The 25315-nt window shown below is 64.8% G+C and carries 21 protein-coding genes; 5 read left to right on the forward strand and 16 right to left on the reverse strand.

Annotation, left to right across the window (positions count from 1 at the left end):
* Positions 1–16 precede the first annotated feature (16 nt).
* The 11 genes from dxr to FXB41_RS14165 all read right to left on the reverse strand — a co-directional run bounded on the left by dxr (position 17) and on the right by FXB41_RS14165 (position 14901).
* On the reverse strand, positions 17–1240 hold the full coding sequence (dxr, locus tag FXB41_RS14115; protein WP_219682195.1) for a 1-deoxy-D-xylulose-5-phosphate reductoisomerase: 1224 nt from the start codon (positions 1238–1240) through the stop codon (positions 17–19).
* 4 nt (positions 1241–1244) lie between these two features.
* Positions 1245–2087: a phosphatidate cytidylyltransferase gene (locus FXB41_RS14120; protein ID WP_219682196.1), complete on the reverse strand. Its 843-nt coding sequence runs from the start codon at positions 2085–2087 to the stop codon at positions 1245–1247.
* Positions 2084–2842, reverse strand: coding sequence for an isoprenyl transferase (locus tag FXB41_RS14125; RefSeq protein ID WP_219682197.1), 759 nt, complete (start codon positions 2840–2842; stop codon positions 2084–2086). Before FXB41_RS14125 ends, FXB41_RS14120 begins: the two co-directional genes overlap by 4 nt.
* A 92-nt stretch (positions 2843–2934) precedes the next feature.
* Positions 2935–3498 carry a ribosome recycling factor gene (frr, locus tag FXB41_RS14130; RefSeq protein WP_007603628.1) on the reverse strand — a complete coding sequence of 188 codons (564 nt, stop codon included), beginning with the start codon at positions 3496–3498 and terminating at the stop codon, positions 2935–2937.
* 67 nt (positions 3499–3565) lie between these two features.
* Complete coding sequence (gene pyrH / locus FXB41_RS14135) at positions 3566–4282, reverse strand: UMP kinase (RefSeq protein ID WP_007603627.1); 717 nt, start codon at positions 4280–4282, stop codon at positions 3566–3568.
* Positions 4283–4342: 60 nt separating this feature from the next.
* Entirely contained in the window at positions 4343–5266 is a 924-nt protein-coding gene (tsf, locus tag FXB41_RS14140) for a translation elongation factor Ts (protein WP_007603626.1), read from the reverse strand.
* 131 nt (positions 5267–5397) lie between these two features.
* Entirely contained in the window at positions 5398–6387 is a 990-nt protein-coding gene (locus FXB41_RS14145; RefSeq protein WP_007603625.1) for a 30S ribosomal protein S2, read from the reverse strand.
* 221 nt (positions 6388–6608) lie between these two features.
* Entirely contained in the window at positions 6609–9176 is a 2568-nt protein-coding gene (locus FXB41_RS14150; RefSeq protein WP_219682198.1) for a caspase family protein, read from the reverse strand.
* Between the two features lie 189 nt (positions 9177–9365).
* Positions 9366–10106 carry a carbonic anhydrase gene (locus tag FXB41_RS14155; RefSeq protein WP_219682199.1) on the reverse strand — a complete coding sequence of 247 codons (741 nt, stop codon included), beginning with the start codon at positions 10104–10106 and terminating at the stop codon, positions 9366–9368.
* Positions 10107–10223: 117 nt separating this feature from the next.
* On the reverse strand, positions 10224–13727 hold the full coding sequence (gene dnaE, locus FXB41_RS14160; protein ID WP_219682200.1) for a DNA polymerase III subunit alpha: 3504 nt from the start codon (positions 13725–13727) through the stop codon (positions 10224–10226).
* Between the two features lie 454 nt (positions 13728–14181).
* A complete protein-coding gene (locus FXB41_RS14165) occupies positions 14182–14901 on the reverse strand; it encodes an outer membrane protein (protein WP_007603620.1) in 720 nt (239 codons plus the stop codon).
* Between the two features lie 252 nt (positions 14902–15153).
* On the opposite strand from FXB41_RS14165, the gene FXB41_RS14170 reads away from it, so the two are divergent.
* Complete coding sequence (locus FXB41_RS14170) at positions 15154–15474, forward strand: DUF3551 domain-containing protein (protein ID WP_219682201.1); 321 nt, start codon at positions 15154–15156, stop codon at positions 15472–15474.
* A gap of 1 nt (position 15475) precedes the next feature.
* Positions 15476–15724, forward strand: a complete 249-nt coding sequence (locus FXB41_RS14175) for a DUF3551 domain-containing protein (RefSeq protein WP_219682202.1) — start codon at positions 15476–15478, stop codon at positions 15722–15724.
* A gap of 68 nt (positions 15725–15792) precedes the next feature.
* Here the strand turns inward: FXB41_RS14175 and map are convergent, their stop codons facing one another.
* Both map and FXB41_RS14185 read right to left on the reverse strand, forming a co-directional pair.
* Entirely contained in the window at positions 15793–16542 is a 750-nt protein-coding gene (map, locus tag FXB41_RS14180) for a type I methionyl aminopeptidase (RefSeq protein WP_219682256.1), read from the reverse strand.
* A 78-nt stretch (positions 16543–16620) separates the two neighbouring features.
* Positions 16621–19770, reverse strand: a complete 3150-nt coding sequence (locus FXB41_RS14185; RefSeq protein WP_219682203.1) for a GAF domain-containing protein — start codon at positions 19768–19770, stop codon at positions 16621–16623.
* A gap of 366 nt (positions 19771–20136) precedes the next feature.
* Here FXB41_RS14185 and FXB41_RS14190 point away from each other — a divergent pair, with 366 nt between their 5' ends.
* Positions 20137–20520 (forward strand): hypothetical protein, encoded by a 384-nt coding sequence (locus tag FXB41_RS14190; protein WP_246648830.1) that lies wholly within the window; start codon positions 20137–20139, stop codon positions 20518–20520.
* A 35-nt stretch (positions 20521–20555) separates the two neighbouring features.
* Here FXB41_RS14190 and FXB41_RS14195 read toward each other — a convergent pair whose 3' ends face one another.
* The gene (locus FXB41_RS14195; protein WP_219682204.1) at positions 20556–21194 is read right to left on the reverse strand and encodes an HD domain-containing protein; all 639 of its coding nucleotides are present in this window, start codon (positions 21192–21194) and stop codon (positions 20556–20558) included.
* Positions 21195–21284: 90 nt separating this feature from the next.
* Complete coding sequence (locus FXB41_RS14200; RefSeq protein WP_007603613.1) at positions 21285–21749, reverse strand: carboxymuconolactone decarboxylase family protein; 465 nt, start codon at positions 21747–21749, stop codon at positions 21285–21287.
* 125 nt (positions 21750–21874) lie between these two features.
* On the opposite strand from FXB41_RS14200, the gene pdxR reads away from it, so the two are divergent.
* On the forward strand, positions 21875–23293 hold the full coding sequence (pdxR, locus tag FXB41_RS14205) for a MocR-like pyridoxine biosynthesis transcription factor PdxR (protein WP_219682257.1): 1419 nt from the start codon (positions 21875–21877) through the stop codon (positions 23291–23293).
* Between the two features lie 27 nt (positions 23294–23320).
* Here the strand turns inward: pdxR and FXB41_RS14210 are convergent, their stop codons facing one another.
* Positions 23321–24094, reverse strand: coding sequence for a helix-turn-helix transcriptional regulator (locus tag FXB41_RS14210; RefSeq protein WP_219682205.1), 774 nt, complete (start codon positions 24092–24094; stop codon positions 23321–23323).
* Between the two features lie 107 nt (positions 24095–24201).
* Here FXB41_RS14210 and FXB41_RS14215 point away from each other — a divergent pair, with 107 nt between their 5' ends.
* Positions 24202–25281 (forward strand): zinc-binding dehydrogenase, encoded by a 1080-nt coding sequence (locus FXB41_RS14215; protein ID WP_219682206.1) that lies wholly within the window; start codon positions 24202–24204, stop codon positions 25279–25281.
* Positions 25282–25315: the final 34 nt, after the last annotated feature.

Consider the following 25315-nt stretch of genomic DNA (forward strand, 5'->3'; position numbering starts at 1 on the left):
CCTGGCCCCGAACCATCTAGGATGCCTTTAAGGCAATTTGAGGCAATAGGGCGGCAGCCCTATTTCGCGCAACATGGTCAACAGCGATTGCATCGTCCGCTGACGTCAGCGGGGCCTGGTTCCCGCCACGAACCCAGTCGTCCAGCGTCGCCTCAACCAGCCGGGCAATCGCGCCGAACCGGATCTTGCCCGCGATGAAGGCCGCGACCGCGACCTCGTTGGCGGCGTTGTAGACGGTGGTCGCCCCCTTCCCGGTCCGGAGCGAATCGAAGGCCAGGCGCAGGCCGGGGAAGCGCTCGAAATCCGGCGCCTCGAAGGTCAATTGGCCGATCTTGGCCAGATCGAGCTTGGCGGCGGGACCCTTGATGCGGTCGGGCCAGCCGAGGCAATGCGCGATCGGCGTGCGCATGTCGGGTGCGCCGAGCTGGGCCACGACCGAGCGATCGGAGAACTCGACCATGCCGTGGATGATTGACTGCGGATGAACGAGGACGTCGATCTCGTCGGGCGAGAGCGCGAACAGATAGGAAGCCTCGATCACCTCGAGCCCTTTGTTCATCATCGAGGCGGAATCGATCGTGATCTTCTGGCCCATGCTCCAGTTCGGATGCTTCAGGGCTTGCTCGAGTGTCGCCTGCTCGATGTCGGCAGGCTTCCAGGTCCGGAACGGGCCGCCGGAGGCCGTGATGATGACACGGACGAGCTCGTCGCGATTGCCCGAGGCGAGTGCCTGGAACAGCGCATTGTGCTCGGAATCCGCAGGCAGGATGCAGGCGCCCGCTTTCGCCGCGCGCTGCATAAAGAAATCGCCGGCGCAGACGAGACATTCCTTGTTCGCAAGCGCGACATGCGCGCCGCGGTCGACCGCCGCCAGTGCCGGCTTCAGCCCGGCCGCGCCACTCACGGCGGCCATCACCCAATCGGCCGGACGCGCGCCGGCCTCGATCACTGCGCTTTCACCGGCGCCGCATTCGGTGCCGGTGCCCGCGAGCGCGGCCTTGAGCTCGGCAAATTTTGAGGTGTCGGCGATCGCGACGAAGCGCGCCGAAAACTCCTTGGCGAGCTTTGCCAGCGCTTCGACATTGCTGTTCGCCGTCAGCGCCTCGACACGGTAGCGCTCGGGAGAGGCGCGCAGCAGATCCATCGTGCTGTCGCCGATCGAGCCGGTGGCGCCGAGAACCGTGACGCTGCGGACGGTCGATGCCGCAGCCTTGTTGTTACGCAATGGAACCGCGCTCATATGTTCACCAAACCATAAGACCGCTTCCGGCGCTATGCACACCATGGCGAAGGAAGCCGATAATCCATGCCACCAGGATGGCAGCGACAAAACCGTCCAGACGGTCCAATAGGCCGCCGTGGCCGGGAATTAAGTGACTGGAATCCTTGACATCGAAGCGCCGCTTGACCGCGGATTCGAACAGATCGCCGCAGGCCGACACGACCGACAGCACCGCGGCGACGAGCAGCAATGGAACTATCTTTCCAAGCCCGCAAGCGGCAAAGCCGGCCGCGACCAAAAGGCTTGCGGCAAAGCCGCCGAGCGCCCCTGCCCAGGTCTTCTTCGGGCTGACGCGCGGCCACAGCTTCGGTCCGCCAATGCCGCGGCCGGCGAAATAGCCGCCGATATCGGTCGCCCACACCACGAGCAGCACGAACATCAGCGCGGCGAAGCCGTTCACGAGATCCTTCCGCAGCAGGATCGAGGCCAGTAGCGCCGCCGACGCATAGGCGAATCCGGAGGCCGCCCAGACGAACTTGCCCCGCGCGATCACCGTCACGATCGCCCCGCCAATCAAGCCGGTGATGATTGCGGTCTTCAGCGCGCCGAAGGCAACGCACAAGCCCATCGTGGCGATGACGATCGTTCCCGCCCCGGTCAGCGCGGTCGAGCCTGCGCCCACCACCATCAGCCATTCCGCGAACAGTCCGATCGACACCAGGGTGACGAGAAGCGCCCACAGCCAGCCGCCGGCATAAGCGAGCGCAATGGCGAGCGGCGCCAGCACCAGCGCTGCGAGGATTCGCATCACGAGATTGCTCGGGGCAGGCTGAGAGCCGGCCGGTGCGGAGTCGGGTTCGCTCACGAGGCGGTTTTCGCGACCAGGCCGCCGAAACGGCGCTCGCGCCTGGCGAATTCGGCGATTGCGCCTTCCAGCGCCGCCTTGTCGAAATCGGGCCAGTGAATCGGCACGAAGACGAGCTCGCTATAGGCGGCCTGCCACATCAGGAAGTTCGACAGCCGCTGCTCGCCACTGGTGCGGATGATGAGATCGGGGTCGGGAATGTCGGGCGCGTCGAGATGCGCCCCCAATGTCTCGGCATCGATCGTGTCGGGATTGCGCCGGCCCTCGGCGACTTCGCGCGCGAGCTTCTGCGCCGCCTTCGCGATCTCGTGCCGCGAGCCGTAATTGAAGGCGACGACGAGCGTGAGGCGCGTGTTATCGCGCGTCAGCTCCTCCGCCTCGTTGAGAAGCGCGCAGATGTCGCCCTCCAGCCCCTCCCGCTCGCCGATGATACGTACCCTGACGCCGTCGCGATGCAGGCTCGCCAGATCATTGCGGATGAAGCGGCGCAACAGGCCGAACAGATCGCCGATCTCGCTCGCCGGGCGCGACCAGTTTTCCGAGCTGAAGGAGAAGATGGTGAGATAGCGGATGCCAAGCTCATGCGACGCGCGAACCACGCGGCGCAGGGCCTCCACGCCGCGGCGATGGCCTTCCGCCCGTGGCAAGCCGCGCGCGGCCGCCCAACGTCCGTTGCCATCCATGATGATGGCGACATGCGCAGGCGCATCGGACCGATCGGGTCCTTCCGTTGCGGGCGCGGCGGCGTTGGACATGAGGCTGCCTTAAAGCATGATCCGGAAGAGTGCGACGCGGTTTTCCGAAAAGATCATGCGCGAACAATAACCTAAAGCGCGATCCATCGCGTTTAGACGGTGAGGATTTCTTTTTCCTTGGCGGCCAGCAACTGGTCGATCTCGGAGATCGTGCCGTCGGTCGCCTTCTGCACCTCGTCGGCGTGACGCTTCTGATCGTCCTCGGACATCTCGTGATTCTTCTCGAGCTTCTTGAGAACGTCGAGACCGTCGCGGCGGACATGGCGCGCGGCGACTTTGGCGGCTTCCGCATATTTGTGCGCGACCTTGACGAGCTCCTTGCGACGCTCCTCGTTGAGCTCGGGGATGCGCAGGCGCAGCACCTGGCCTTCGGTCGCCGGCGACAGGCCGAGATTGGAATCGACGATCGCCTTTTCCACCGCCTTGACCATCGACTTGTCCCAGACCTGCACCGAGATCAGGCGCGGCTCCGGCACGCTGACGGTGGCGAGCTGGTTCAGCGGCATGTGGCTGCCATAGGCGTCGACCTGCACCGGATCGAGCATCGAGGCGGAGGCGCGACCGGTGCGCAGGCCGCCAAGTTCGTGCTTGAGCGACTGGATCGCCCCCTGCATGCGGCGCTTCACTTCGTTGAGATCGAAATTATCCGTGGCCATCACGTTTCTCCTTCAAAATCCCGGCGACCTCTCCGCACCCCTTCTCTTAGGGTGCAACGACAAGCCGTCAGCCGGCGACAATGGTTCCGTGGCCGCCGCCACGCAGTACAGCGCCGATCGAACCCGGCTCCGCAATCGAGAACACGATGATAGGCAGCGACGTCTCGCGGGCAAGTGCGAAGGCGGTCGCATCCATCACCTTGTAGCCACCCTCGATCGCCTGCGAATGCGTCAGACGGTCGAATCGCGTCGCCGTCGGGTCCTTCTTCGGGTCGGCCGAGTAGACGCCGTCGACATTGGTCGCCTTCAGCACCGCCTGGGCGCCGATCTCGGCCGCACGCAGCACCGCGGTCGTGTCGGTGGTGAAGAACGGATTACCGGTTCCGCCACCCAGCAACACGATCCGGCCCTCGGCGAGGTATTTGTGTGCCGCGGTGCGGGTGAACAGTTCGGAAATCTCGGGCATGACGAAGGCCGACAGCGTGCGCGCAGGCGTGCCCTTGCGCTCGATCGTGGCCTCCAGCGCGAGGCAGTTCATCATCGTCGCGAGCATGCCCATGGTGTCGCCGGTCGGGCGCGACACGCCGCGCGAGGAGACCTCGACGCCGCGAAAGAGATTGCCGCCGCCGATCACGACGGCGACTTCGGTACCGAGATGGCGGGCTGCGATCAGATCGTCGGCGACCCGGTCAATGGTCGGCTGATCGATGCCAAAACCCTGCGATCCGGCGAGATATTCGCCGGACAGCTTGATCACGACGCGACGATAGACCGGATCAGTCATGAGCACTTTCCTTGTCCGGCCGCCGCTTCCGGCGGCACGCCGGGAGGAACGTTCCGGCGCTTACTTCTTGCCGCTGGCCGCCGCGACCTCGGCCGCGAAGTCGCTTTCCTGCTTCTCGATTCCCTCACCGAGAGCATAGCGCACAAAGCCCGCGATCTTCACCGCGCCGCCGACCTTGCCTTCGGCTTCCTTCACCGCCTGCGCCACCGACTTGCCGGTGTCGTGGATGAAGGCCTGCTCGAGCAGGCAGACTTCCTTGTAGTAGGTCTTCAGGCCGGACTCGACGATCTTCTCGATCACGTTCTCGGGCTTGCCCTGCTGGCGATATTTGTCGGCGAGCACGTCCTTCTCGCGCTTGACGACCGCCGGATCGAGACCGGACGGATCGAGCGCCAGCGGGTTGGCGGCCGCGACATGCATCGCGATCTGGCGGCCAAGCGTTGCGAGCTCGTCGGCCTTGCCCGGCGATTCCAGCGCCACGATCACGCCCATCTTGCCGGCGCCCTCGACGACCGCGCCGTGGACGTAGCTCGACACCACGCCCTGGCTGACTTCGAGCGAAGCGGCGCGCCGCAGCGTCATGTTCTCGCCGATGGTGGCGATCGCGTCATTGATCGCGGTTTCGATCGTGACGTCGCCGACCTTGGCGGCCTTGATCTTGTCGACATCGGCGCCGACGTTGAACGCGACCTGGGCGATCATCTTGACGAGGCCCTGAAACTGGCCGTTGCGCGCGACGAAATCGGTCTCGGAATTGACCTCGACCACGACGCCCTTGTTGCCCTTGGTGAGCGCGCCGATCAGACCCTCGGCGGCGACGCGGCCCGACTTCTTGGCGGCCTTCGACAGGCCTTTCTTGCGCAGCCAATCCTGCGCCGCTTCCATGTTGCCGTCGTTTTCGGTCAGCGCGGCCTTGCAGTCCATCATGCCTGCGCCGGTCGACTCGCGCAGGTCCTTGACCATCGCAGCTGTGATCGTTGCCATCGTTCAAAATCCTTTTTGCCTGCCGGTTTGCCGCGGCGCGGCCAGATCGCCTCGCCGCGGTCCATCTCAGGAATTCGCGTCAACTGAAATGGTGGCCGGAACTTGTCCGGCCAACCCATCGCTCTTTTTGACTATTCCGCTTCCGCGGTCAGGGCCTTGGCCTTGGCCACCCAGGCGTCCGCGCGGCTCGGCAAGCCGACTTCTTCGCCGATCTTGTGCGCGGTGTCGTGATCGAGCTCGGCCAGCTGCCAGAAGTGGAAGATGCCGAGGTCGTTGAACTTCTTCTCGATCGCGCCCGACACGCCCGGGAGCTTCTTGAGATCGTCGGAGGTGCCACGCGGGCCGGCGAGGCCCTGGAAGCCGCTCGTGGCGGGCAGCTCTTCTGCGACCGGCCGAACCGAAGCACCGACGTCGATGCCGGAATCGCCCTGGGCGCGCGAAATACCGTCAATCGCAGCGCGTGCGATCAGATCGCAATAGAGCGCGATCGCGCGGCCGGCGTCGTCATTTCCCGGCACCACATAGGTGATGCCCTTCGGATCCGAATTGGTGTCGACGATCGCCGCGACCGGGATGTTGAGCCGCTGGGCTTCCTGGATCGCGATGTCTTCCTTGTTGGTGTCGATCACGAAGATCAGGTCGGGTAGACCGCCCATGTCCTTGATGCCGCCGAGCGAGCGATCGAGCTTGTCGCGCTCGCGCTGAAGCGTCAGGCGCTCCTTCTTGGTGTAGGAGGAGGCATCGCCGCCGGCGAGGACGTCGTCGAGATGACGCAGGCGCTTGATCGAGCCCGAGATCGTCTTCCAGTTGGTCAGCGTGCCGCCGAGCCAGCGCGAATTGACGAAATACTGAGCGCAGCGCTTGGCCGCGTCGGCAACGCCGTCCTGCGCCTGGCGCTTGGTGCCGACGAACAGGATGCGGCCGCCCTTGGCGACGGTGTCGCTGACCGCCTGCAAGGCGTTATGCAGCAACGGCACGGTCTGCGCGAGATCGACGATGTGGATGTTGTTGCGAGCGCCGAAAATGAACGGCGCCATTTTCGGATTCCAGCGGTGAGACTGGTGACCAAAGTGCACGCCGGCTTCGAGGAGCTGACGCATAGTGAAATCGGGTAGTGCCATCGTTCTAATTCTCCGGTTGGTTCCTCCGGAAGCGTGTGAGCAGAACGGAGCGTTGTCGCCCCGGCTGCCACCGGACGGCCTTGTGAGCCATGCTTCCGTGTGAGATGGCGCGGTGTATAGCGCGATTTCGACCAGAAGCAAGGAAATAAGGGCCTTTCGGGGCGGCTTTCGCCCGCGAAAGGCCCTCTTCCGTAAAGATCACGCTGCGCCCGCGGACCCCACTAGCATTTGGGCTGGTTCGGCGGGCACTTCTTTGCCGCCGGCGGCGGAGCCGGAGGACGCGGTGGGGGCGCTGCTGGGCGCGGCGGCGGCGGTGGCGCGACGGCCATCCGAGGCGGCGGAGGTGGCGCCGGCCGGGCGACCGGCGGCGGCGGCGCGGGACGCGCCATTGGCGGCGGCGCGGGACGCGCCATTGGCGGCGGCGCCGGCCGAGCGACCGCGGCGGGCGGAGCCACCCGTGGCGGTGGCGGCGGTGCAATACGCGGTGGAGGCGGAGGCGTCGGGCGCGCCACGGCCTGAGGCCGCGGTGGTGGTGGTGCCGGCGGCCGGGCAGCCTGGGCGGGAGCAGCGGTCGGCTGATGCTGCGGCCGGATCGGCTCCCGCACCGCCGAGGGCGGCGGCGTGACCGGTCGTCCAACTGGGCCAGGAGGCGGAGGCGTGCGGGCAGCCGGCGGCGAGCCAGCCGGCTCCCGGGTCGCGGACTTGCCATGGTCCCCAGGCCCGGTCCCGGGCGGGGCCTGGGCAACCGGCGGCTTCGGCAGTTGGCCGGGCACAGCGGCCGGGCTTGTCGCCGTGGGCGCAGTCGCCGGCGCGCCGGTCGGTGCACCGGGATGGGCTGGCGGCGTGGTGCCGGGAGCAGCAGTCGTCGGCGCGCCCGTAGGCGCTCCCGCAGGCACTCCCGCAGGCACTCCCGAATGGGTCGGCAGCGGCGCGCCGGGAGCAGTGGCTGTCGACTGCCCGGGTCTGCCGCCCGGCAGTGGCCCGGCTCCCGCTGACGGTACAGGTGGACCGCCATGGGTGCCGGGAACCGGCAGCGTGTTGGCTTGGGGCAGCTTGGCCGGTGGCGTGGCAGATGGACTGGCAGGCGGAGCGGCAGGTGGCGTACCGGTCGGCGCGGCATTGGCGGGCGTCGCCGGAGGCGTTCCTGGCCTCGCCGTCGGCCGCATCGTCGCGCTCGGCGGCATCGGCGCCTTGCCCTGCTGAATCAGGGCGGCACGCTGCAGGACCGCCTGCGGCATGGCTGGACCAGCCGGATTGGTGCGCCCGGCAATGGCCGGTGTGAGATTGCCCGGTCCCGCTCCGGTACCCGCACCCGCACCCGCACCCACCGGCGGTGCCGGCGGCTGGTTGATCACTGTGTTGATGACCGTCGTATTATGGATGTTCTGATAGATGATGTTGTTCGGCGGCGGTGCGACATAGACCGGCGGCCTGACGAACACGGGAATCGGCACGAACATCGGCTGCGGCAGCACGAACAGGCCGATCACCGGCATCGGCGGCGACAGCACGACGAAATCCGGCGGCGGCGGCGGCAGATAGTAGACCGGCGGCGGCGGTGGCGGCGCGAAGCCAAAATCCGGATCGCTGAAATACAGTACGGGACGGTCGACATAGACCACCTCCTCCGGCGGCGGTGGCGGCACGTCGTAGTCGATCATCGCGAAGCTCGGCGGCGGCTCGGGCGGCGCGGTGAGAATCGCCAGGCGCCGGCGCGCATCCGCCGCATGCGGACCGCGCGGATAGCGACGCAGATACGACCAATAGGCTTCCGGCGTGTCGGTACGATAGGTCCGCCGCCAGGTGATGGCCTCGCGGCGCGCCGCGACGATCACCATCACGCGCTTCGACAGCGGGTCGCCGGGATAGGCGGAGAGAAACTCTTCGTAAGCTGGAAGCGTGTCGCGCGTGAGCGCGGCGGCATAGGCATCCTGCACGCCGAGATCGCGGATCGGCTTGTTGCGGATCGCAGCGACTTGGTCGGGCGCGGCCTCCGGCGGCGGCGCGTCGGGCCCGCGCTCGAAGAACGAGAATTGCGCCGATATCTTCTGCTCGTTCCAGGGCACCTGCGCGCCCTTGCTGGCCTCGTTGACGCGCAGGCGAACGCGGTCGAACACTTCGGGCAGCGGCAGGCCGCCGGTGCGGATCATCTCCGCCAGCGACTGCGCATAGATGCCGTACGGTCCGGGCTCCTCGGGCGCCACCGTGCCGGGCGCGGCGTCGAACGCGATCAGCATGTTGGCGTCGGGCTCGACCAGCGCAAGTCCGCTCGCGATCTGCTGGCCGCCCTCCACGAAGGGCTGCGCCCGCGCGGCGTCGAGCACGATGATGTTGGCCTTGAGCGGAACGGAGGCGAGCTGGCGGAGATAGTCGCCGATGCGCAAGCCTTCGGTCGGAATGTCGGTGTCGCGGGTGATGTTGGAGTCGACCGGGATGAAATAGTTCTCACCCGCAAGCTGCACGCCATAGCCGGCGAGATACACCATCGCGACGGTGCCCGGTCCGGAGGCCTGCGCCTTCTGGATGAAATCGCGAAAGCTCTTGCGCAGCGTGTCGCCGTCGAGATCGCGGGCGCCGACGACGTCGAAGCCCGCCGCCTGCAGCGTCTGCGCGATCAGGCCGGCATCGTTTGCCGTCGTCGCCAGCGGCGACTTGGCATAAGCGCCGTTGCCGACCACGAGCGCGATACGCTTTTCCTGCTGCTGCGCACGCGCCGGCTCCGGCGCGCCTGCGGCAAGGACCGCGATCGGCAGGAGAAGGCAAATGAAGGCTCTGAGCGTCCCACGCATGGCTTGCTTGCCCGTTTTGTTGTTGAGGTGCCGCCCCGCATTAGACGCGTGGCCAGCTGAATGGCACTTGAACGAAAGGCTTCCAAATAGCGAAGACTTGGATTGAGGCGGAGGGATGGCCACCCGCGCCGGCGTCAGCTCCGCGTAAGTGACGCGGCGACGCACCGGCGCGAGGCGAAGTCAGCCGGTTCAGCCCTGCGCGATCAGGTCGACCGTTCCCGTCGTGAGCCGATAGATGCCGCCGACGACCTTCAGCTTGCCCTGCTCCACGGCCGCGTTGAGGATCGGCGCTGCCGATTTCAGCTTCGCGATGTTGTCGATGACGTTCTGCCGGATCGCCTTGTCGAGGACGTCCCCGCCCTGCTGCATCGCAGCCTTGGCGGCGGGCGTGATCGCATCGACCAGCGAGGGAATATGGCCCGGCGGCGGCTTGTTGTCCTTGATCGCCTTCAGCGTCGCATCGATCGCGCCGCAAGCGTCATGGCCGAGCACGAGGATCAGCGGCGTATTCAGTACGGCCACCGCGTATTCCATGCTGGCGATGGTTTCGGTGCCGGCAAAATTTCCGGCGACGCGGCAAACGAACAGATCGCCACGGCCGGTGTCGAAGGCATATTCCGGCGCGATGCGCGAATCGGCACAGCTCAGCACGGCGGCAAACGGGTTCTGTCCGCCGACCAACGCCTCGCGCTCGTGCTTGAAATCGTGCCGCCGCGACACCCCGTCGACATAGCGCGCATTGCCTTCCGTCAGGCGCTTCAACGACGCATCGGGTGACAGCACGTTCTGCGGCTTGGGCGGCGCCTTGGTCTCCTTGGCGAAAGCATTGCCGGCGAGGGCAAGGCCGAACGCGGCGGCGCCAAACAGCATTGCGGACCGCCGCGACGGCCCAGCGTTTCCCTGCAGAGCTTCAGAGCATTTGTCGCACATGTCGCGTTTCCTCCCGGCGAGGTGGACGATGGCATCGCCGCGATCATAGCCGCAATGACGTGACGAAACCACAACATCCGCAGGGAGCACGCACGACCTTCAGCGCTGGCCACTCGATCAGAGCTGCTGCACGTCCACCACGCCCGCGACCGCCTTGATGGCGCCGGCGATCTGCGGCGAGACCTTGAAGCGGCCGGGCAGCTTCATCTCGACCTCGGTCTCGAGGTCGAGCATCATGACCAGCGAGACCTCGCCGTCGCCGTTGGAGCGGCGCGCTGTGCCGGGACTGCCGACCTTCGGCGCGGCGTCGTTGGAAGCGGCCATGTCGGGGCCGGCGAGACGCTTGGCGATCGATTCCAGGGGCTTGGTATCGCGCACGAAGATGCGCAGGCCCTTCTGCGTCTTGGCCGCCGCCTCGTCCAGCGGTTCGGCGTGGAGCACGCGCGCGCGGACGTCCTCGCCCTGAAGCTCGGCGCCGAGCTGGAGCAGCACCGCGGCGCCCGGCTCCAGCACGTCGCGATATTGCGCAAGGCCTTCGGAGAACAGCACCGCCTCAAAGTGACCCGTGGGATCAGAGAGCCCCATAATGCCCATCTTGTTGCCGGTCTTGGTGCGCCGCTCCATGCGCGACACCACGGTGGCAGCGACCTTGCCGGCGGTGGCACCGGTCTTCACCGCGCGGGAGAACTCGGCCCAGGACTGCACACGCAGCCGCTTCAGCACGGTGGCGTAATCGTCGAGCGGATGCCCCGACAGGAAGAAGCCGATCGCATCATATTCGCGGCGCAGCCGCTCGGCCGGCAACCAGGGCTCGATCTGCGGCAGCATGATGGTCGGCGCGTCGGCCGAGCTGCCGAACATGTCGTTCTGGCCGATGGTTGCAGCTTCGTTCGCCCGCTGGCATGCGGCGAGAATCGAGTCGGCGCCGGCGAAGACCCGCGCCCGGTTCGGCTCCAGGGTGTCGAAGGCGCCCGCAGCAGCGAGGCTTTCGATGATGCGCTTGTTGATCGCGCGCGGCGACACTCGCGCGGCGAAGTCGGCGAGCGAGGTGAACAAGCCGTTTTTGGTCCGCTCCGCGATGATCTGCTCGACGGCCGCAATGCCGACGCCCTTCAGCGCCGCGAGCGCGTAGTAGATGGTCTTGTCGCCGACCTCGAAAGTCGCGCCGGAGCGATTGACGTTGGGCGGCTCGACCTTGATGCCGAGGCGCTGCGCCTCGGCGCGGAATTCGGACAGCTTGTCGGTATTGTTGAGATCGAGCGTCATCGACGCCGCGATGAACTCCACCGGGTAATGCGCCTTCATGTAGGCGGTGTGGTAGGACACCAGCGCATAGGCCGCCGCGTGGCTCTTGTTGAAGCCGTAGTCGGCGAATTTCGCCAGCAGCTCGAAGATGGTATCGGCCTGCCCCTTCGGCACGCCGTTCTTCACTGCGCCTGCAACGAAGATCTCGCGCTGCTTCTCCATCTCGGCGCGGATCTTCTTGCCCATGGCGCGGCGCAGCAGGTCGGCGTCGCCGAGCGAATAGCCCGACATCACCTGCGCGATCTGCATCACCTGTTCCTGGTAGATGATGACGCCGAAGGTCTCCTTGAGAATCGGCTCCAGCACGGGGTGGAGATATTCCGGCTCCTCGTCGCCGTGCTTGCGCGCGCAATAGGTCGGGATGTTCGCCATCGGACCCGGTCGATAGAGCGCGACCAGCGCGATGATGTCCTCGAAACGGTCGGGGCGCATGTCGACCAGCGCGCGCCGCATGCCCTGGCTTTCAACCTGGAACACGCCGACCACCTCGCCGCGCGCCAGCATCTGGTAGCTTTCGGCATCGTCGATCGGCAGCGTCGCGAGATCGACATGGATGTCGCGCGGCTTGAGCAGTTTGCACGCCACGTCGAGCACGGTCAGCGTCTTCAGACCGAGAAAGTCGAACTTCACGAGGCCCGCGGGCTCGACCCATTTCATGTTGAACTGGGTCACCGGCATGTCGGATTTGGGATCGCGATACATCGGCACGAGTTCGCTCAGCGGCCGATCGCCGATCACGATGCCGGCCGCATGCGTCGAGGCGTGACGGGTCAGGCCTTCGAGGCGCTGCGCGATGTCGAAGGCGCGCGCCACCACCGGGTCCTCGTCGCGGAACGCCTGGAGCTTCGGCTCGCTCTCGATCGCGGCGGCCAGCGTCACCGGCGCGGCCGGATTCTGCGGCACGAGCTTGGTGAGCTTGTCGACCTGGCCATAGGGCATCTGCAGCACGCGGCCGACGTCGCGCAGCACGCCGCGCGCCTGCAGCGTACCGAAGGTGATGATCTGCGCGACCTGGTCGCGACCGTAGCGCTCCTGGACGTATCTGATCACCTCGCCGCGGCGGTCCTGGCAGAAGTCGATGTCGAAATCCGGCATCGAGACGCGTTCCGGATTGAGGAAGCGCTCGAACAGCAGGCCGAACTTGATCGGGTCGAGGTCGGTGATGGTCAGCGCCCACGCAACCAGCGAGCCCGCGCCGGAGCCACGGCCTGGCCCGACCGGAATGCCCTGGCCCTTTGCCCATTTGATGAAGTCGGAGACGATCAGGAAGTAGCCCGCGTACTTCATGCGCATGATGACGTCGAGCTCGAACGCAAGCCGCGCGTTGTAGTCTTCTTCCGTCGTGCCCTGCGACAGCCCGTGCACGCGCAGGCGGTTGGCGAGCCCCTCCTCCGCCTGCCGCTTCAATTCGGCCGCCTCGACGGAGGCGGCATCGGAGCTTGCGGCAGCGCCGACCGTGAAGAACGGCAGGATCGGCTTGCGCGTCATCGGCCGGAACGAGCAGCGCTCGGCGATCTCGACCGTCGAGGCCAGCGCCTCCGGAATGTCGGCGAACAGCACCGCCATCTCGGCGCGGGTCTTGAAGCGGTGATCGGGCGTGAGCTGCTCGCGCTCAGTCTCCGCGATCAGCCGGCCGCCGGCGATGCAGAGCAGCGCGTCATGGGCTTCGTAATCGTCGGTCGCGGCGAAATACGGCTCGTTGGTCGCGACCAGCGGCAGGCCCTTGGTATAGGCGATGTCGATCAGGCTGCTTTCGACCCGCCGCTCCTTCTCGATGTTGTGGCGCTGCAATTCGACGTAGAGGCGGTCCCCGAACAGGCTGGCCAGACGCTCGCAGCGCGCCGCCGCGAGCTCGCTATAACCGCCGGCAAGCGCCAGCGAGATCGGCCCGTCCGGACCGCCCGTCAGCGCGATCAGGCCTTCGGTCTCGCCTTCGAGCCAGTCGAACTTGATGTGGGGAGCATGAGTGTCGGGCGTCTCCATGAACGCGCGCGAGTTCAGCCGCATCAGGCTGCGATAGCCGCGCTCCTGCGCGGCCAGCAGCACCACGCGCGAGGGCAGCAGCACGTTACGCGCAGTGGGATCCTGGTCGCCGAACTCGATCGCGATCTCGCAGCCCACGATCGGCTGGATACCAGAGCCCGCCATCTTGTCGGAGAACTCCAGCGCACCGAACATGTTGTCGGTGTCGGTCAGCGCCAGCGCCGGCTGATGGTCTTTCTTGGCAAGCTCCGCGAGCTTGGCGATCTTGATCGAGCCCTTGAGCAGCGAATAGGCCGAGTGAACGTGAAGGTGGACAAATCCGGCGCTCGGCATGGTCGCGTGACGGCCTCTTGCAGATGAGATGGAGCGGTCACCGGCACGGGAGGCATCCTGCACTCGCCCGGCCGACTCGCCTCATAATGGTGGGGCGTCACGCTGCCAGAGTCCACGCCAGAGCGGCCAATCGGCCGCGTCGTCCTGCTTTTCCCCAACCTGGCCAGCGCCTAGAGCTGCGGGAGCACCTGGGCCCAGATCGCGATCATCCCGACAAACAGCGCGATCGAGGCTAGCGCGGCGGCTTCTTCGACGAAAATCCTGAACATGGCTTACTCCATGGTGAGAACGTATGAAGAACATTGTTCTCATTTCGTTCTCAGGAGTCAAGCCATCTCGACCGTCTCGAAACGGAATGGTTAACCCGCTGAAGTCCAACAACAAAAAAGCCCCGGCCGATGGCCGGGGCTTTCGCCGACCGCTCGAAGTCGAGCGATCGATATCAGGCATCTACTCAGTAGCGGCCGAGGCTCGGGCCGCCGAACTTATAGTTCAGGCGGACGAGGCCCATGTCGACGTCCTGACGGATGCGATCGGTCGAGGGCACCAGCGCGAAGGTGACGTTCTTGTCCTGCAGGAAGATGTGGTTGTACTCGACGCCAACCGACCAGTTCGGGGCGAAACCGTACTCGAGGCCGGCACCGATCGTGCCACCCCAACGGGTCTGATCGTTCGAGGACAGCAGCGCGCCGCCAAGGGTCGAGACTTCATACTTGCTGCCGGCGACAGCCGCACCGCCCTTGGCGTAAACGAGGACGTTGTTCCAGGCGTAGCCGATCTGACCGGTGATCAGACCGAACGAGTCGATCTTGGAGCGGTTGCGCGTCGCAAACAGCGCGCTGACGTTGTCGCCGGAGAAGTCAGCCCAGTTGCCCTGACCTTCGATGCCGAACACCCACTGGCCCGACTGCATGCGGTAGCCGATCTGGCCGCCGACCGTGCCGCCGGTCGCATCGTGCGAACCCTCGCGGCCACCGCCGACGAGATCCCAGGTCGAATGGGCGGAACCGCCGCCGCCGTTGATACCGATGTAGAAGCCGCTCCAGTCGTAGATCGCGGCAACCATCGCCGGCGCCTTGGTGTAAGGCCGCGCAGCGAGGTCAGCAGCCAGCGCCGGTGCGGTCGCGCCGAGCGCGACAAGGCTCACAGCAGCAAGCAACAGATTCTTGTTCATTTGATTCCCGTTCCAGTTTCGTCGTTAGGCCCCCGGGCCGTGGCGTCGTCATACCAGCGCGCGACGGAATTGCTGTAACCTCGACGCCACAGTCCGCGCCAAAGGATCGCGCTTCATTAATGAAGATTTACCAGCGCGCGCTGGAAGCCCTTTGAAACAAGTGTTTTCACGAGTTCCATTGTCGATTACACGACATCTGCGGCACACGCGCGTGACAACGTCGCGCGCACGTTCGCGTGATTGGAGAATTGAATGCGCAGACGAATTGCCCTCCCCATTGTCGCCATATTTTCGCTCGCCCTCGCCACATTTGGGCTCACGCTCAGCGCAAGCGTGCCTGCGCGCGCGTTCGGGACCCACCATGCCTTCTGCCTGACCGGCGATGAATGGCCGGGGCTGAGCAATTGCACGTTCGACAGTTACGCGCAGTGCCAGGCGAGTTCGTCGGGCCGCGCCCTCACCTGCATCGCGAACCCTTATTTCGCAGGTCAGAGCGATGACCCCTATGCGTATCAGAACAGGCCGCGCGCGCAGGTGCCGGGTTATTCACCCGGTTACTACGTGCCGCGCTGAGATGCGTCGCACTCGCCTCGCGCTCCTCGCGATCGGCCTGCTCCTCGCGGGCGCGCCTGCGCGCGCGCAGACCTATGATCCGAGCTATCCGGTCTGCATGCAGATCTACGGCCCCGTTGGCTATTTCGATTGCCGCTACACCTCGCTCGAGCAGTGCAGATTTTTAGCAGTCGGTCGGTCGGCGACGTGCGTAGCGAACCCGTATTTCGCGCAGAAGAAGCCCCCTCGCCACTCGCGGCGCATCAATTAAATCGGGACTCTGATATGCGGCCCGCCTTTTGGATGCGGCCCGAGATCCGGTGGCTTGAGGACGCCTCCTTAACCAGCCATCGTCACGATCAACGGTCCGCTTCGCGTGGCGATCACCGTGTGCTCGTATTGAACGGTCGGCGCCTCGGGGCTGCTGTAGAGCGTCCAAGGATCATCGCCATCCTGTGCCCATTCGGCGCCGAGAGACAGGAACGGCTCGACGGTGAACACGAGGCCTTCGCTCATGATGCGGCGTTCGGAGCGGTCGGGCCATGTTGCGATCTCCGTCGGCTCTTCGTGGAGCGACAGGCCGACACCGTGACTGGCAAGGTTCCTGACCAGGCTGTAACCGTTCTTCCGCGCAAATGTCCCGATGGCCTGACCGATTCCGGCGATCGGCTTGCCGGCTCCAACCTGCTGCAGGCCCGTCCACATTGCGCGCCGGCCATCCCTGCAAAGACGTTCGACCACTCGCGTTGCGGGTGGAACGGCGAACGATGCTCCCGTATCCGCAAAGAAGCCGTTCTTCTCGGCTGACACGTCGATGTTCACGAGGTCCCCACGCGCGATCCGCCGATCGCCCGGGATGCCATGAGCGATCTCCTCGTTCACGCTGATGCAGGTTGCGCCCGGAAAGTCGTAGGCCAGCTCCGGAGCCGAACGTGCGCCGGCAGCCTCCAGCAGTACACGCCCGATCCGATCGATTTCGGAGGTGGTCATGCCCGGCTCGAGCGCCTTCCCCATTGCCTCCAGGATATTGGCGACGATGCGCCCGATTTCTTTCAGGCGCGCGAGGTCGTTGTCATCCGAGATTGTCATTTCATGCTCTTCCGAAAGCCGGGACATAGCCCTTGTGACGGCGGCTTGCAAACGGGAGAGACCGTTTCCAAAGCGCGTTCAGATATCGTCAAGCAAGCTGCGGACTTTGGCAGCCAGGTCTTCGATAGCGAAGGGCTTCGGAAGCAGATGCTTGCCGGCATCGAGCACGCCATTGTGAACGATTGCATCGCGCGTGTAGCCGGTGGTGAACAGCACTTTCAGCGCCGGGAATCGTCTCGACAGCTCGGCCGCCAGCTCGGCGCCGGTCATGTCGGGCATGACGACATCCGTGAACAGCAGATCCGGAACGAAACCATTTTCGATCGTCCTGATCGCCTCTTTGGCGCTGGCTGCCTCGATGACGGTATAGCCAAGTTCGCGCAGGCTTTCGGACGACATGCTGCGGACGCGCTCGTCGTCTTCCACGACGAGAATGGTTTCGTTCTGATGGCTCGCACCGGCGGGTGTCTCTTCCTGCGACAGATCTGAGCCCGCCTCCTCGCCGGCGAAGCGTGGAAGGTAGATCTTCACGGTCGTGCCAACATCGACTTCCGAGTCAATTTTGACATGGCCGCCCGACTGCCGCACGAAACCGTAAACCTGACTGAGGCCGAGGCCGGTGCCCTTGCCCACGACCTTGGTCGTGAAAAACGGATCGAACACCTTACCGAGCACATCGGCCGGAATTCCCGTGCCGTTGTCCGTCACCGCGACGAGAACGTACTGCCCGGGTGCGAGTGCGTACTCGCGAGCATATTTTCGGTCTATCGAGGCGTTGCTGGTTTCTATCGTCAGCCTGCCGCCCTTCGGCATGGCATCGCGCGCATTGACCGCGAGATTGATCACGGCGCTTTCGAGCTGGGCCGGGTCTGCCTTGACCCGCCAGAGGCCCGCCGTCAGCACCGTATCGAGGCGGATTAGCTCGCCAAGCGACCGCTCGAGCAGCTCGCTCATCCCGCCGACCATCTTGTTGATGTCCACGACTTCAGGCGCGAGCGGCTGCTGGCGCGAGAACGCGAGCAGTCGCTGCGTCAACGTAGCTGCGCGATTTGCACCGTCGATGGCGCCCTCGATGAAGCGGTCTATGCTGACCTCTCCCCTGCTGAGCCGCCGCTTGGCAAGGTTCAAGCTGCCGAGAATCACGGCCAGCATATTGTTGAAGTCGTGAGCAATACCTCCGGTCAATTGACCGACGGCTTCCATCTTCTGGGATTGCCGCAATTGCTCTTCAGCTTTCATGCGCTCGGCGATTTCGTCGGCAACACGTTGCTCCAATCCCGCATTGAGCGCCTCGAGCCGGGTCAAGAGCTGGGCGTTGTCGATAGCGGTGGCGGCATGGCCCGCAATACCAAGCAATGCGGATTCATGCTCGGCCTGGAATTTACCCGTCTCTGCGTGACCGAAGAAAAGTCCGCCGAAGACTTCGCCGGTGCGCGAGATCACAGGGACCGCCAGATAGGATCGGACCGGAAGATGGCCCTCGGGCATGCCTTTCCGCGGCGCGTTCTTGCCATAGCGGGGGTCCTGCAGAATGTCGTCGGACCTCACCACGCCGGAGCCCTCGAAAGTCGGGCCAAAGAGGGCGGTGTTGCGCGGCATCGGAAAGTTTTCAAACGCGGATGGCGAGGCACCGGACAGCGAATACAGCATATAGCTGCCGCCATCCGGCGCCAGAACGTTGTAGAAAAAGGCGCCGAATTGAGCACCCGTGAGTCCGACGCCGGCATCCGTGACGATCTGGACGATCTTGTCGAGGTCGCGTTCGCGAGAGACCGAGGCCCCGGTATCATTCAGTATTCTGAGATGACGCTCGGTTTTCTTTTGCGCGGTGATATCCAGAACCGTTCCAATGAACCGAACAGCCTGGCCGTCGGCAAAGATGGCTTGACCGGTCGCGGCGATCCAGCGTTCGACCCCATCCTCGATGCCAATGGTCCGGTATTCCATGTTGTAGTTTGGCGGAGAGTGCGGCGTCAGCGCTGCGGAGACGGCCTCGTGGGCGCGCTGCCGGTCCTCGGGATGAAGGCCCTTCAGGAACGAGCCTTCATAGCTGACTTCGGCGTCGGGCGATAAGCCGAATACCTCCTTGCAGCGGCTATCCCATCGAAGAACGTTGTTGACCGGGTCGTAGTCCCAGGTGCCGATACCAGCCGCCTTGTTTGCAAGCGTCAGTCGTTCGGCAGCCTCCCGCGCCGCCTGTTCCGATCGGACGCGCTCGATGTGGGCCCACGATCGCTCGGTCACTTCGGTGAGCAAGGCGAGTTCGCGCGGCGTCCACTGGTGCGGGCCGCGGTGATGAATCGCCATCAGGGCGGTCAGTCGCCCTTCTTTCACCAAGGGCATGCAAATCGTCGAACCGATCCCGATGTTCTGGAAAGTGGCGGCTTCGTCCGGCGCAATCTCCCTTAGATTGTCATTGATGATGAGCGGCCTGCCCGCACTCAACTCTCGCACCGCCTGCTTGCCAAAATCGGCCAGACTGTAGTGACCGATGATATGCATTGCGCCGGGCGCGGCCCAATCGCCGCGTATGGTGAAGCCGTCCTGGTCCGGATCCATGTCGGCGTAGGCGCAGTTCGAGACGCCGAGATGCTCGCCGACCATTTTGGTCGTGACCGCCATCACGCCGTCGGCATCGCGAGTCCTGGCCGTCTCCTTGTTGAGTGCGTCCAGGAAAAGCAGGCGGGCTTCGTTCTCCCGCACAGCCGTTTCCGCACGGCGGCGCTCGACGGCCGTGCGCGTGCGCTCGGCAACATCGCGAATAAGCTCCAGCTCTTCGGGGCTCCATTCGCGCGGCTTGGCATCGTTCAGATAGAGCAGCGCCACGACCCCGTCGGGCTCCGAGATCGGCATGTTGACGAGCGCGCGCGCAGAGATCGCCTCGAGAGCATTGGCACGATCGCCGACGCGAGGGTCTTTCTCCGCATCGGCACAGACGACGGTCTCGCCCCGCTTGAGGTCTTCGATGTAGCTGCCATAGTCGCGAAACTGCAGCACGCCTGCGAGGCTCAGGATGCCCGGTGCGTTCCAGTCGCGGACAATGGTGATGGTCTCGGCTGAGGTGTCGACCGTGCCGTAACCTGCCCTGCTGACGTTCAGGCTGCGGCCGAGCAGCTCCGCCGCGGCGTAGGCGAGATCGTCGGGATTGCTGATCTCTCGGATGTAGTCGCCGAGTGTGGCTAAGACGGAATTGCGATCGGCCGAGCGGACCCCGGTCGCTGTCGTCATTGGTGTTCCCCTGCCACTTCCCTAGCTCCACGAGGAGCCAGCCGTTTGATCGTCCCGCTGCTGTTCGCTTCGACCACAGGTAGCCCGCCTGACTTTCTGAGTGATGCAGCCGGGTCGCGCAAATTGTCTGCGCGATAACCGCATGATGGCATTTAGGTTCCCGTCGTCACCGTCCCCTGGGAGGCTGCCGTTCTGCCTGCTCCCACTTGGTCGCCAGATTACCAATCCAGACGTGGCGGACGGACCCTGGAAACTGGAAAACGAAGCGCGCCCCTTCGTCCGCAAGATCGCGATGCTGAAGAAGGAGAACGGCGCTTCGTTCCGGCCTATGGAGAATGGCGTCTGTCTTGCGAAAGCAGAAAGCGCGTGCCGCTGACATTCGCGGGCGAGATCGACGAGACGGCCGTCGGCAAGAGCACCATCCTGGTGACGGCGGACGCCGCTCCGGACAAGACGGCCGGAGGGTCTGCATTGCGGGCCGGAAAATATGAGGTCTGGCGCGGCAGCATCGATCCCGAGATGGTCAAGGCGATACTGGCGTCCCGCTCCCTGCATGTCCGCGAAACCATGCTGCTACCCGACGACAAGGCGGACATCACGAAATTCGACATCGACCTGACGGGCCTGACGTCAGTGTGGCCGCAGCTTGCGACGTCATGCGCGGTGACGACGCCGGCTCCCAAGAGCCCGTGGCCGGCTATTCAGCAGCCGAACGCCAGCGTAACGCCCCCGGCCGCACCGTCGCCATGAGTCAACGTAGCGAAACTCGAACATCGCGCCGAAGGTCAGCTCTGCCAGGGAGTGTTGCGGATGCGAGTGCATGCGTTCGGCTTGTGAAATGTGGGGTCGTGATCTTCGATGTAATCGAAATTAACAGTCCCGAACGTGGTCTGCGGCTTCTTCAAGGCTGAGCAGGTTTGTATCTGAAGGAACTCGTTCTTGAAGTCACCGCGCGGAAATGCGGTGGTCACCTGGTCGCGCTGCTCCGGCGTGTACTCATCATAGCCAATCCCCACGACGTCGACCAAAACGCCCGCATTCGTGAGAGCGATTTCCGGCCGCATGTATTGTGGAATTCCAGGCGTCGTATGTAACGCGATCGCCTCCCAAACCAGATCGGCCTTTGGCTCGTCAATGCCGTGTCCCCTCAGAAATTCGCGGGCGGCATCGGCGCCATCAACTTCAAATCGGATGGTCTGTGTATGGTAATGGTCAACAAGCCCGAGATCGTGGAACAGCGCCGCGATGTAGAGCAGCTCGGAATCGAATTTTAGATTTTTCCGATGTCCCTTGATCGCGCCGAACACAAAGACGCGGACCGAGTGGTTGAACAACATGTCGTTTTCGTACTGGCGCACCAGCTCGGCGGCCTCCCGTGCGATCTTACTGTCGGGAATCTTCACGCCGGAAATTGCGATGGTCATATCAAGCTCCTGCCTTGAATCGCCGATTTCTCAGGACATGCCGTCGCAGTCGAAGGCATGTCTGTACCCTCTTGCCGTCTGGCACCGCGGTCAGGCTGCCATCTCCTCCTTCGCGGCCTGTGGCGTATTTCGGAAGCTGATTGCCATGCGATTGTACGCGTTCATCAGGCCGATCGCGATGGTGAGATCGACGAGCTCGCGCTCCTGGAAGACGGCGCGGGCAGCCTCGTAAGCTTGATCCGGGATGCCGGTTTCAGCCACAAGGGTCACCGTTTCAGCCCATGCGAGGGCGGCACGCTCCCGCTCGTCGAAGAGATGACCGCCTTCCGCCCAGGTCTGCACCAGCGCGATCTTTTCGATCTTCTGTCCGCTCTTCAGCAGATCGCGCGTGTGCATGTCGAGGCAGTAGGCGCAGCCGTTGATCTGCGAAATGCGCAGATAGACCAGAGTGACGAGCGTGGCAGGAAGATTGCTCTGCATGACATAGCCGTAGACGCCGCCGAGCGCTTTCATCCCTGCGGGTGCAATGCGGTCGTAATCGAGACGCTTGGCCATTTTCATACTCCATGATCGGTTCTGTTCGGCGGCGGTCGCCGGATACGTTCCTTGTCTGATAAATGTCCTCGCACTGGTCTACAAAAAAGCACCAAGAATGGACAAAAATCGTGTACCACGGAGGCATGGTCAAACCGCTGCGGCTGGAGCTCGATCGATCTGCGAAGACGCCATTGGCGGAACAAATCCGCAGAGGTATCGGAGCTGCCATCGAGAGCGGCGTGCTCGCGCCGGGAGCTCGTCTGCCGTCCTGGCAGGATTTGGCGGCTCAGCTGGGTGTCGCGCGCGGCACCGTGCGTTCGGCTTACGAAAAACTCTCATCCGCGCAACTGATTGTCGCGTCGCGCGCAACCGGAACGCACGTCGCGGATCGGCCCGCCTTTACCCCTCGGCAGGAAGCAGCTCCCCACCCCGGCTCGTTCATGGAGATGTACCAGGAGCTCACTGCGGGACCGGCCGTTTTCCAGATGGGTGTGCCCGCTCACGAGACCTTTCCCGCCAAGCTGTTCGCGAGGATGCGCACGCGGGCGGTGCGCGCGGAGACGAGCGCACCGGCTATCTACCGGGATCCCCGCGGCGAGCTGGAATTGAGGCGCGACATCGCTGCGTATCTGGCGCTGGCGAGGGGGATCGAATGTGCACCGTCGCAGATCATCATCACCGGCGGCTTCAGCAGCGGGCTCGGACTGGCACTCCGGGTTCTCTGCCTCGAGCAGAAAAAGGTCTGGATGGAGGACCCGGGCTTCCCCTTCACACGGCACGGGCTTGAGCTTGCAAGGTTGTCGATCACGCCGATTCCGGTTGACGCGGACGGCATCGACGTCGGTTACGGCCTGAAACACGCACCTGATGCTGCATTGGTCGTCGTGACCCCGGGACAGCAGGCACCGCTTGGCTCCACATTGTCGCTGGCCAGACGTTCACGCCTTCTCGACTGGGCCGCCCATGAGCGGGTGTGGGTGATCGAGGACGACTATCTGAGCGAGCTTCAGCTGAGGGGCCGGGCCACACCGGCGCTCGCCTCTCTCGATCGTTTCGGGCGCGTCATTCACATCGGGTCTTTCAGCAAGACCCTGACTCCTGCCTTGCGGCTGGGCTTCGTCGTTGCACCCGCCTCACTGGCTTCCCGTTTTGCCGAGGTTGCGGCATGCCTCGCTCCGGCGCCCGGGCCCTCCGTACAGATCGCAACCGCCGAATTCATTCGCGACGGCCACTATCTACGGCATCTTCGACGCACGAAGCGGGCCTATGCCGCGCAAGGCGATGCGCTGCTGAAATATTTGAAAGCAGGCTCCAAGGGCGTTGCCAAGGACGTTGCGATCGCCGGATTGGCCGCGGTCCTGAGACTGCCGGACGGAACCTCCGACGTCGCGATCGCGCGGGAAGCGGCATCGTTTGGATTGGCGCCCACGCCGCTGTCGCTATGGCATGCGTCTGCGGCCTCGGCGCGATCCGGCCTGTTGCTGGGCGTCGCCACATCGCCCCACAAGAGGATCGAGGCATCCTGCGATCGGCTGCTTCAGATCATTGACCGTCATACGTGACGAACTCGGGCCCTGTGCTTCCGCAATCTAAACCGGCGTGTAGATCACGAGCTTTAGCGCCGGATCGTCATTGGCCTGAAAGCTGGTGTGCTCGAACCGGAGCACGCCCTTGGTTGGATGGTTCATGGTCTTGAGGCCCGCGGCGGTGCTGCGGATCTCGTGCGCTTCCCACCATTTGACGAATTCCGGACTGCCCTGGCGCAGCCGCGTCAGCAATTCCGCAAAGGCGGGATCGCCGGCCCAGACGTCGTGAGTGGCGCGAAACATCGCGACCATGCTCTTGGCGACATCGGCCCAGCCGGCACCGTAGAATTTTCGCGCCTGCTTGTTCGTCATCACCAGCAGCAGCGTGTTGCGGTCCTGCTCGGGCAATTGTCCGAACCCGAAGATCTCCTCGGCCGCCGCGTTCCAGGCCAGCACGTCCCAGCGCCGCCCCGTGACATAGGCCGGCTGCGCCAGGCTCTCGATCATCCGTCGAACGGGCGGCGGCACGACCTCGCGCGTGAACGCGCGCCTATCGCCGTCGCGCGCAAGTGCCTTGAGATGGGCATGCTCGGTCTTGCTGAGGCGTAACGCGCGCGCCAGCGCGTCGACGGTGGTGACCGACGGGCTGACGGTGCGGCCCTGTTCGAGCCGGATGTACCAGTCGACGCCGATGCCGGCGAGCTGCGCGACCTCCTCGCGGCGCAGGCCCGCGGTGCGGCGTCGCCGGCCCGCGGGAAGTCCGACCATCTTCGGCGACAGCTTCTCGCGGCGGGACCTGAGGAAGTCGCCGAATTCGACGCGGCGTGGGTCGGCCATGGTGACGTGCCTCGATGGAGGGCCTGGGGAATACTAGGATAATACCAGGCCTTCCCGACCCTGGAAAGGCGGCGCATATGGGCTTCACTCCACTTTGAGGTGAGATCATGAAGGCTGCCGTATTGAAATCGTTTGGATCGCCGCTTGCGATTGAGGAAGCCGCGGACCCTGTGCTCGGCACGGGCGAGGTCATCGTGGACGTCGTCGCAACGCGGGTGCTGTCCTACATGAACGAGGTCTTCAGCGGGGCGCGCAACTATGCGCTCGACCTGCCGATCATCCCGGGGCCTGGCGGCATCGGCCGGGTCCGCGCCATCGGCCCGGACGCGACGAAGCTCAGCGTTGGCGACTGGGTGTTCTGCGACCCGACGGTGCGCTCACGCGACGACGCCGCAGCGCCCGACATTGCCCTGCAAGGACTCACCGCCCCCGGTGCCGGCGCCATGCGCCTGCAACAGCATTTCCGCCACGGCTCGTTCGCCGAGCAGATGCGGGTGCCGACGGAGAACGTGAAACGGCTCGGCCAAATCACGTCCGACGAAGCCACGCGATGGTGCGCGCTGGGGACGCTGCTGGTGCCCTATGGCGGTTTCCTTGCCGCCAATCTTCAGGCGGGCGAGACCGTGCTGGTGAGCGGGGCCACCGGCAATTTCGGCAGCGCGGCCGTCTCGGTCGCGCTTGCGATGGGCGCGGCCTGCGTGGTCGCGCCCGGCCGCAACGACAAGATCTTGGCCGACCTCGTCCGCCGCTTCGGCGACCGCGTCAAGCCGGTCAGGCTCTCCGGCAATGAGGACGACGACCGCGAGCGCATGAAGCGCGCGGCACGAGGGCCGATCGACTGCGTGCTCGACATCATGCCGCCCTCGGTGAGCACGAATGTGGTGCGCGCGGCGATCATGACGGTGCGTCCTTACGGCCGTGTCGTGCTGATGGGCGGTGTCGGCATGGCCGGCGGCGCCGGCCTCGAGCTGCCCTACCCCTGGATCATGCGCAATTGCATCAGCATCCACGGCGTCTGGATGTACCCGCCGGATGCGTCAGGCCGCCTGATCGCGCTGGTGCGCGCGGGACTGCTGAGGCTGGAGGAGTACGAGGCCACCGCCTTCGACCTCGACCACGCCAATGAGGCGGTAGCCCATGCCGCCGCCAATGGCGGACCGTTCAAACTGACGGTGATCCGGCCTTGAACGCCCCGGGGAGCGCCATTTTTTTAGTCAGTCC

The organism is Bradyrhizobium canariense (assembly GCF_019402665.1).
Taxonomy (GTDB): Bacteria; Pseudomonadota; Alphaproteobacteria; order Rhizobiales; family Xanthobacteraceae; genus Bradyrhizobium; species Bradyrhizobium canariense.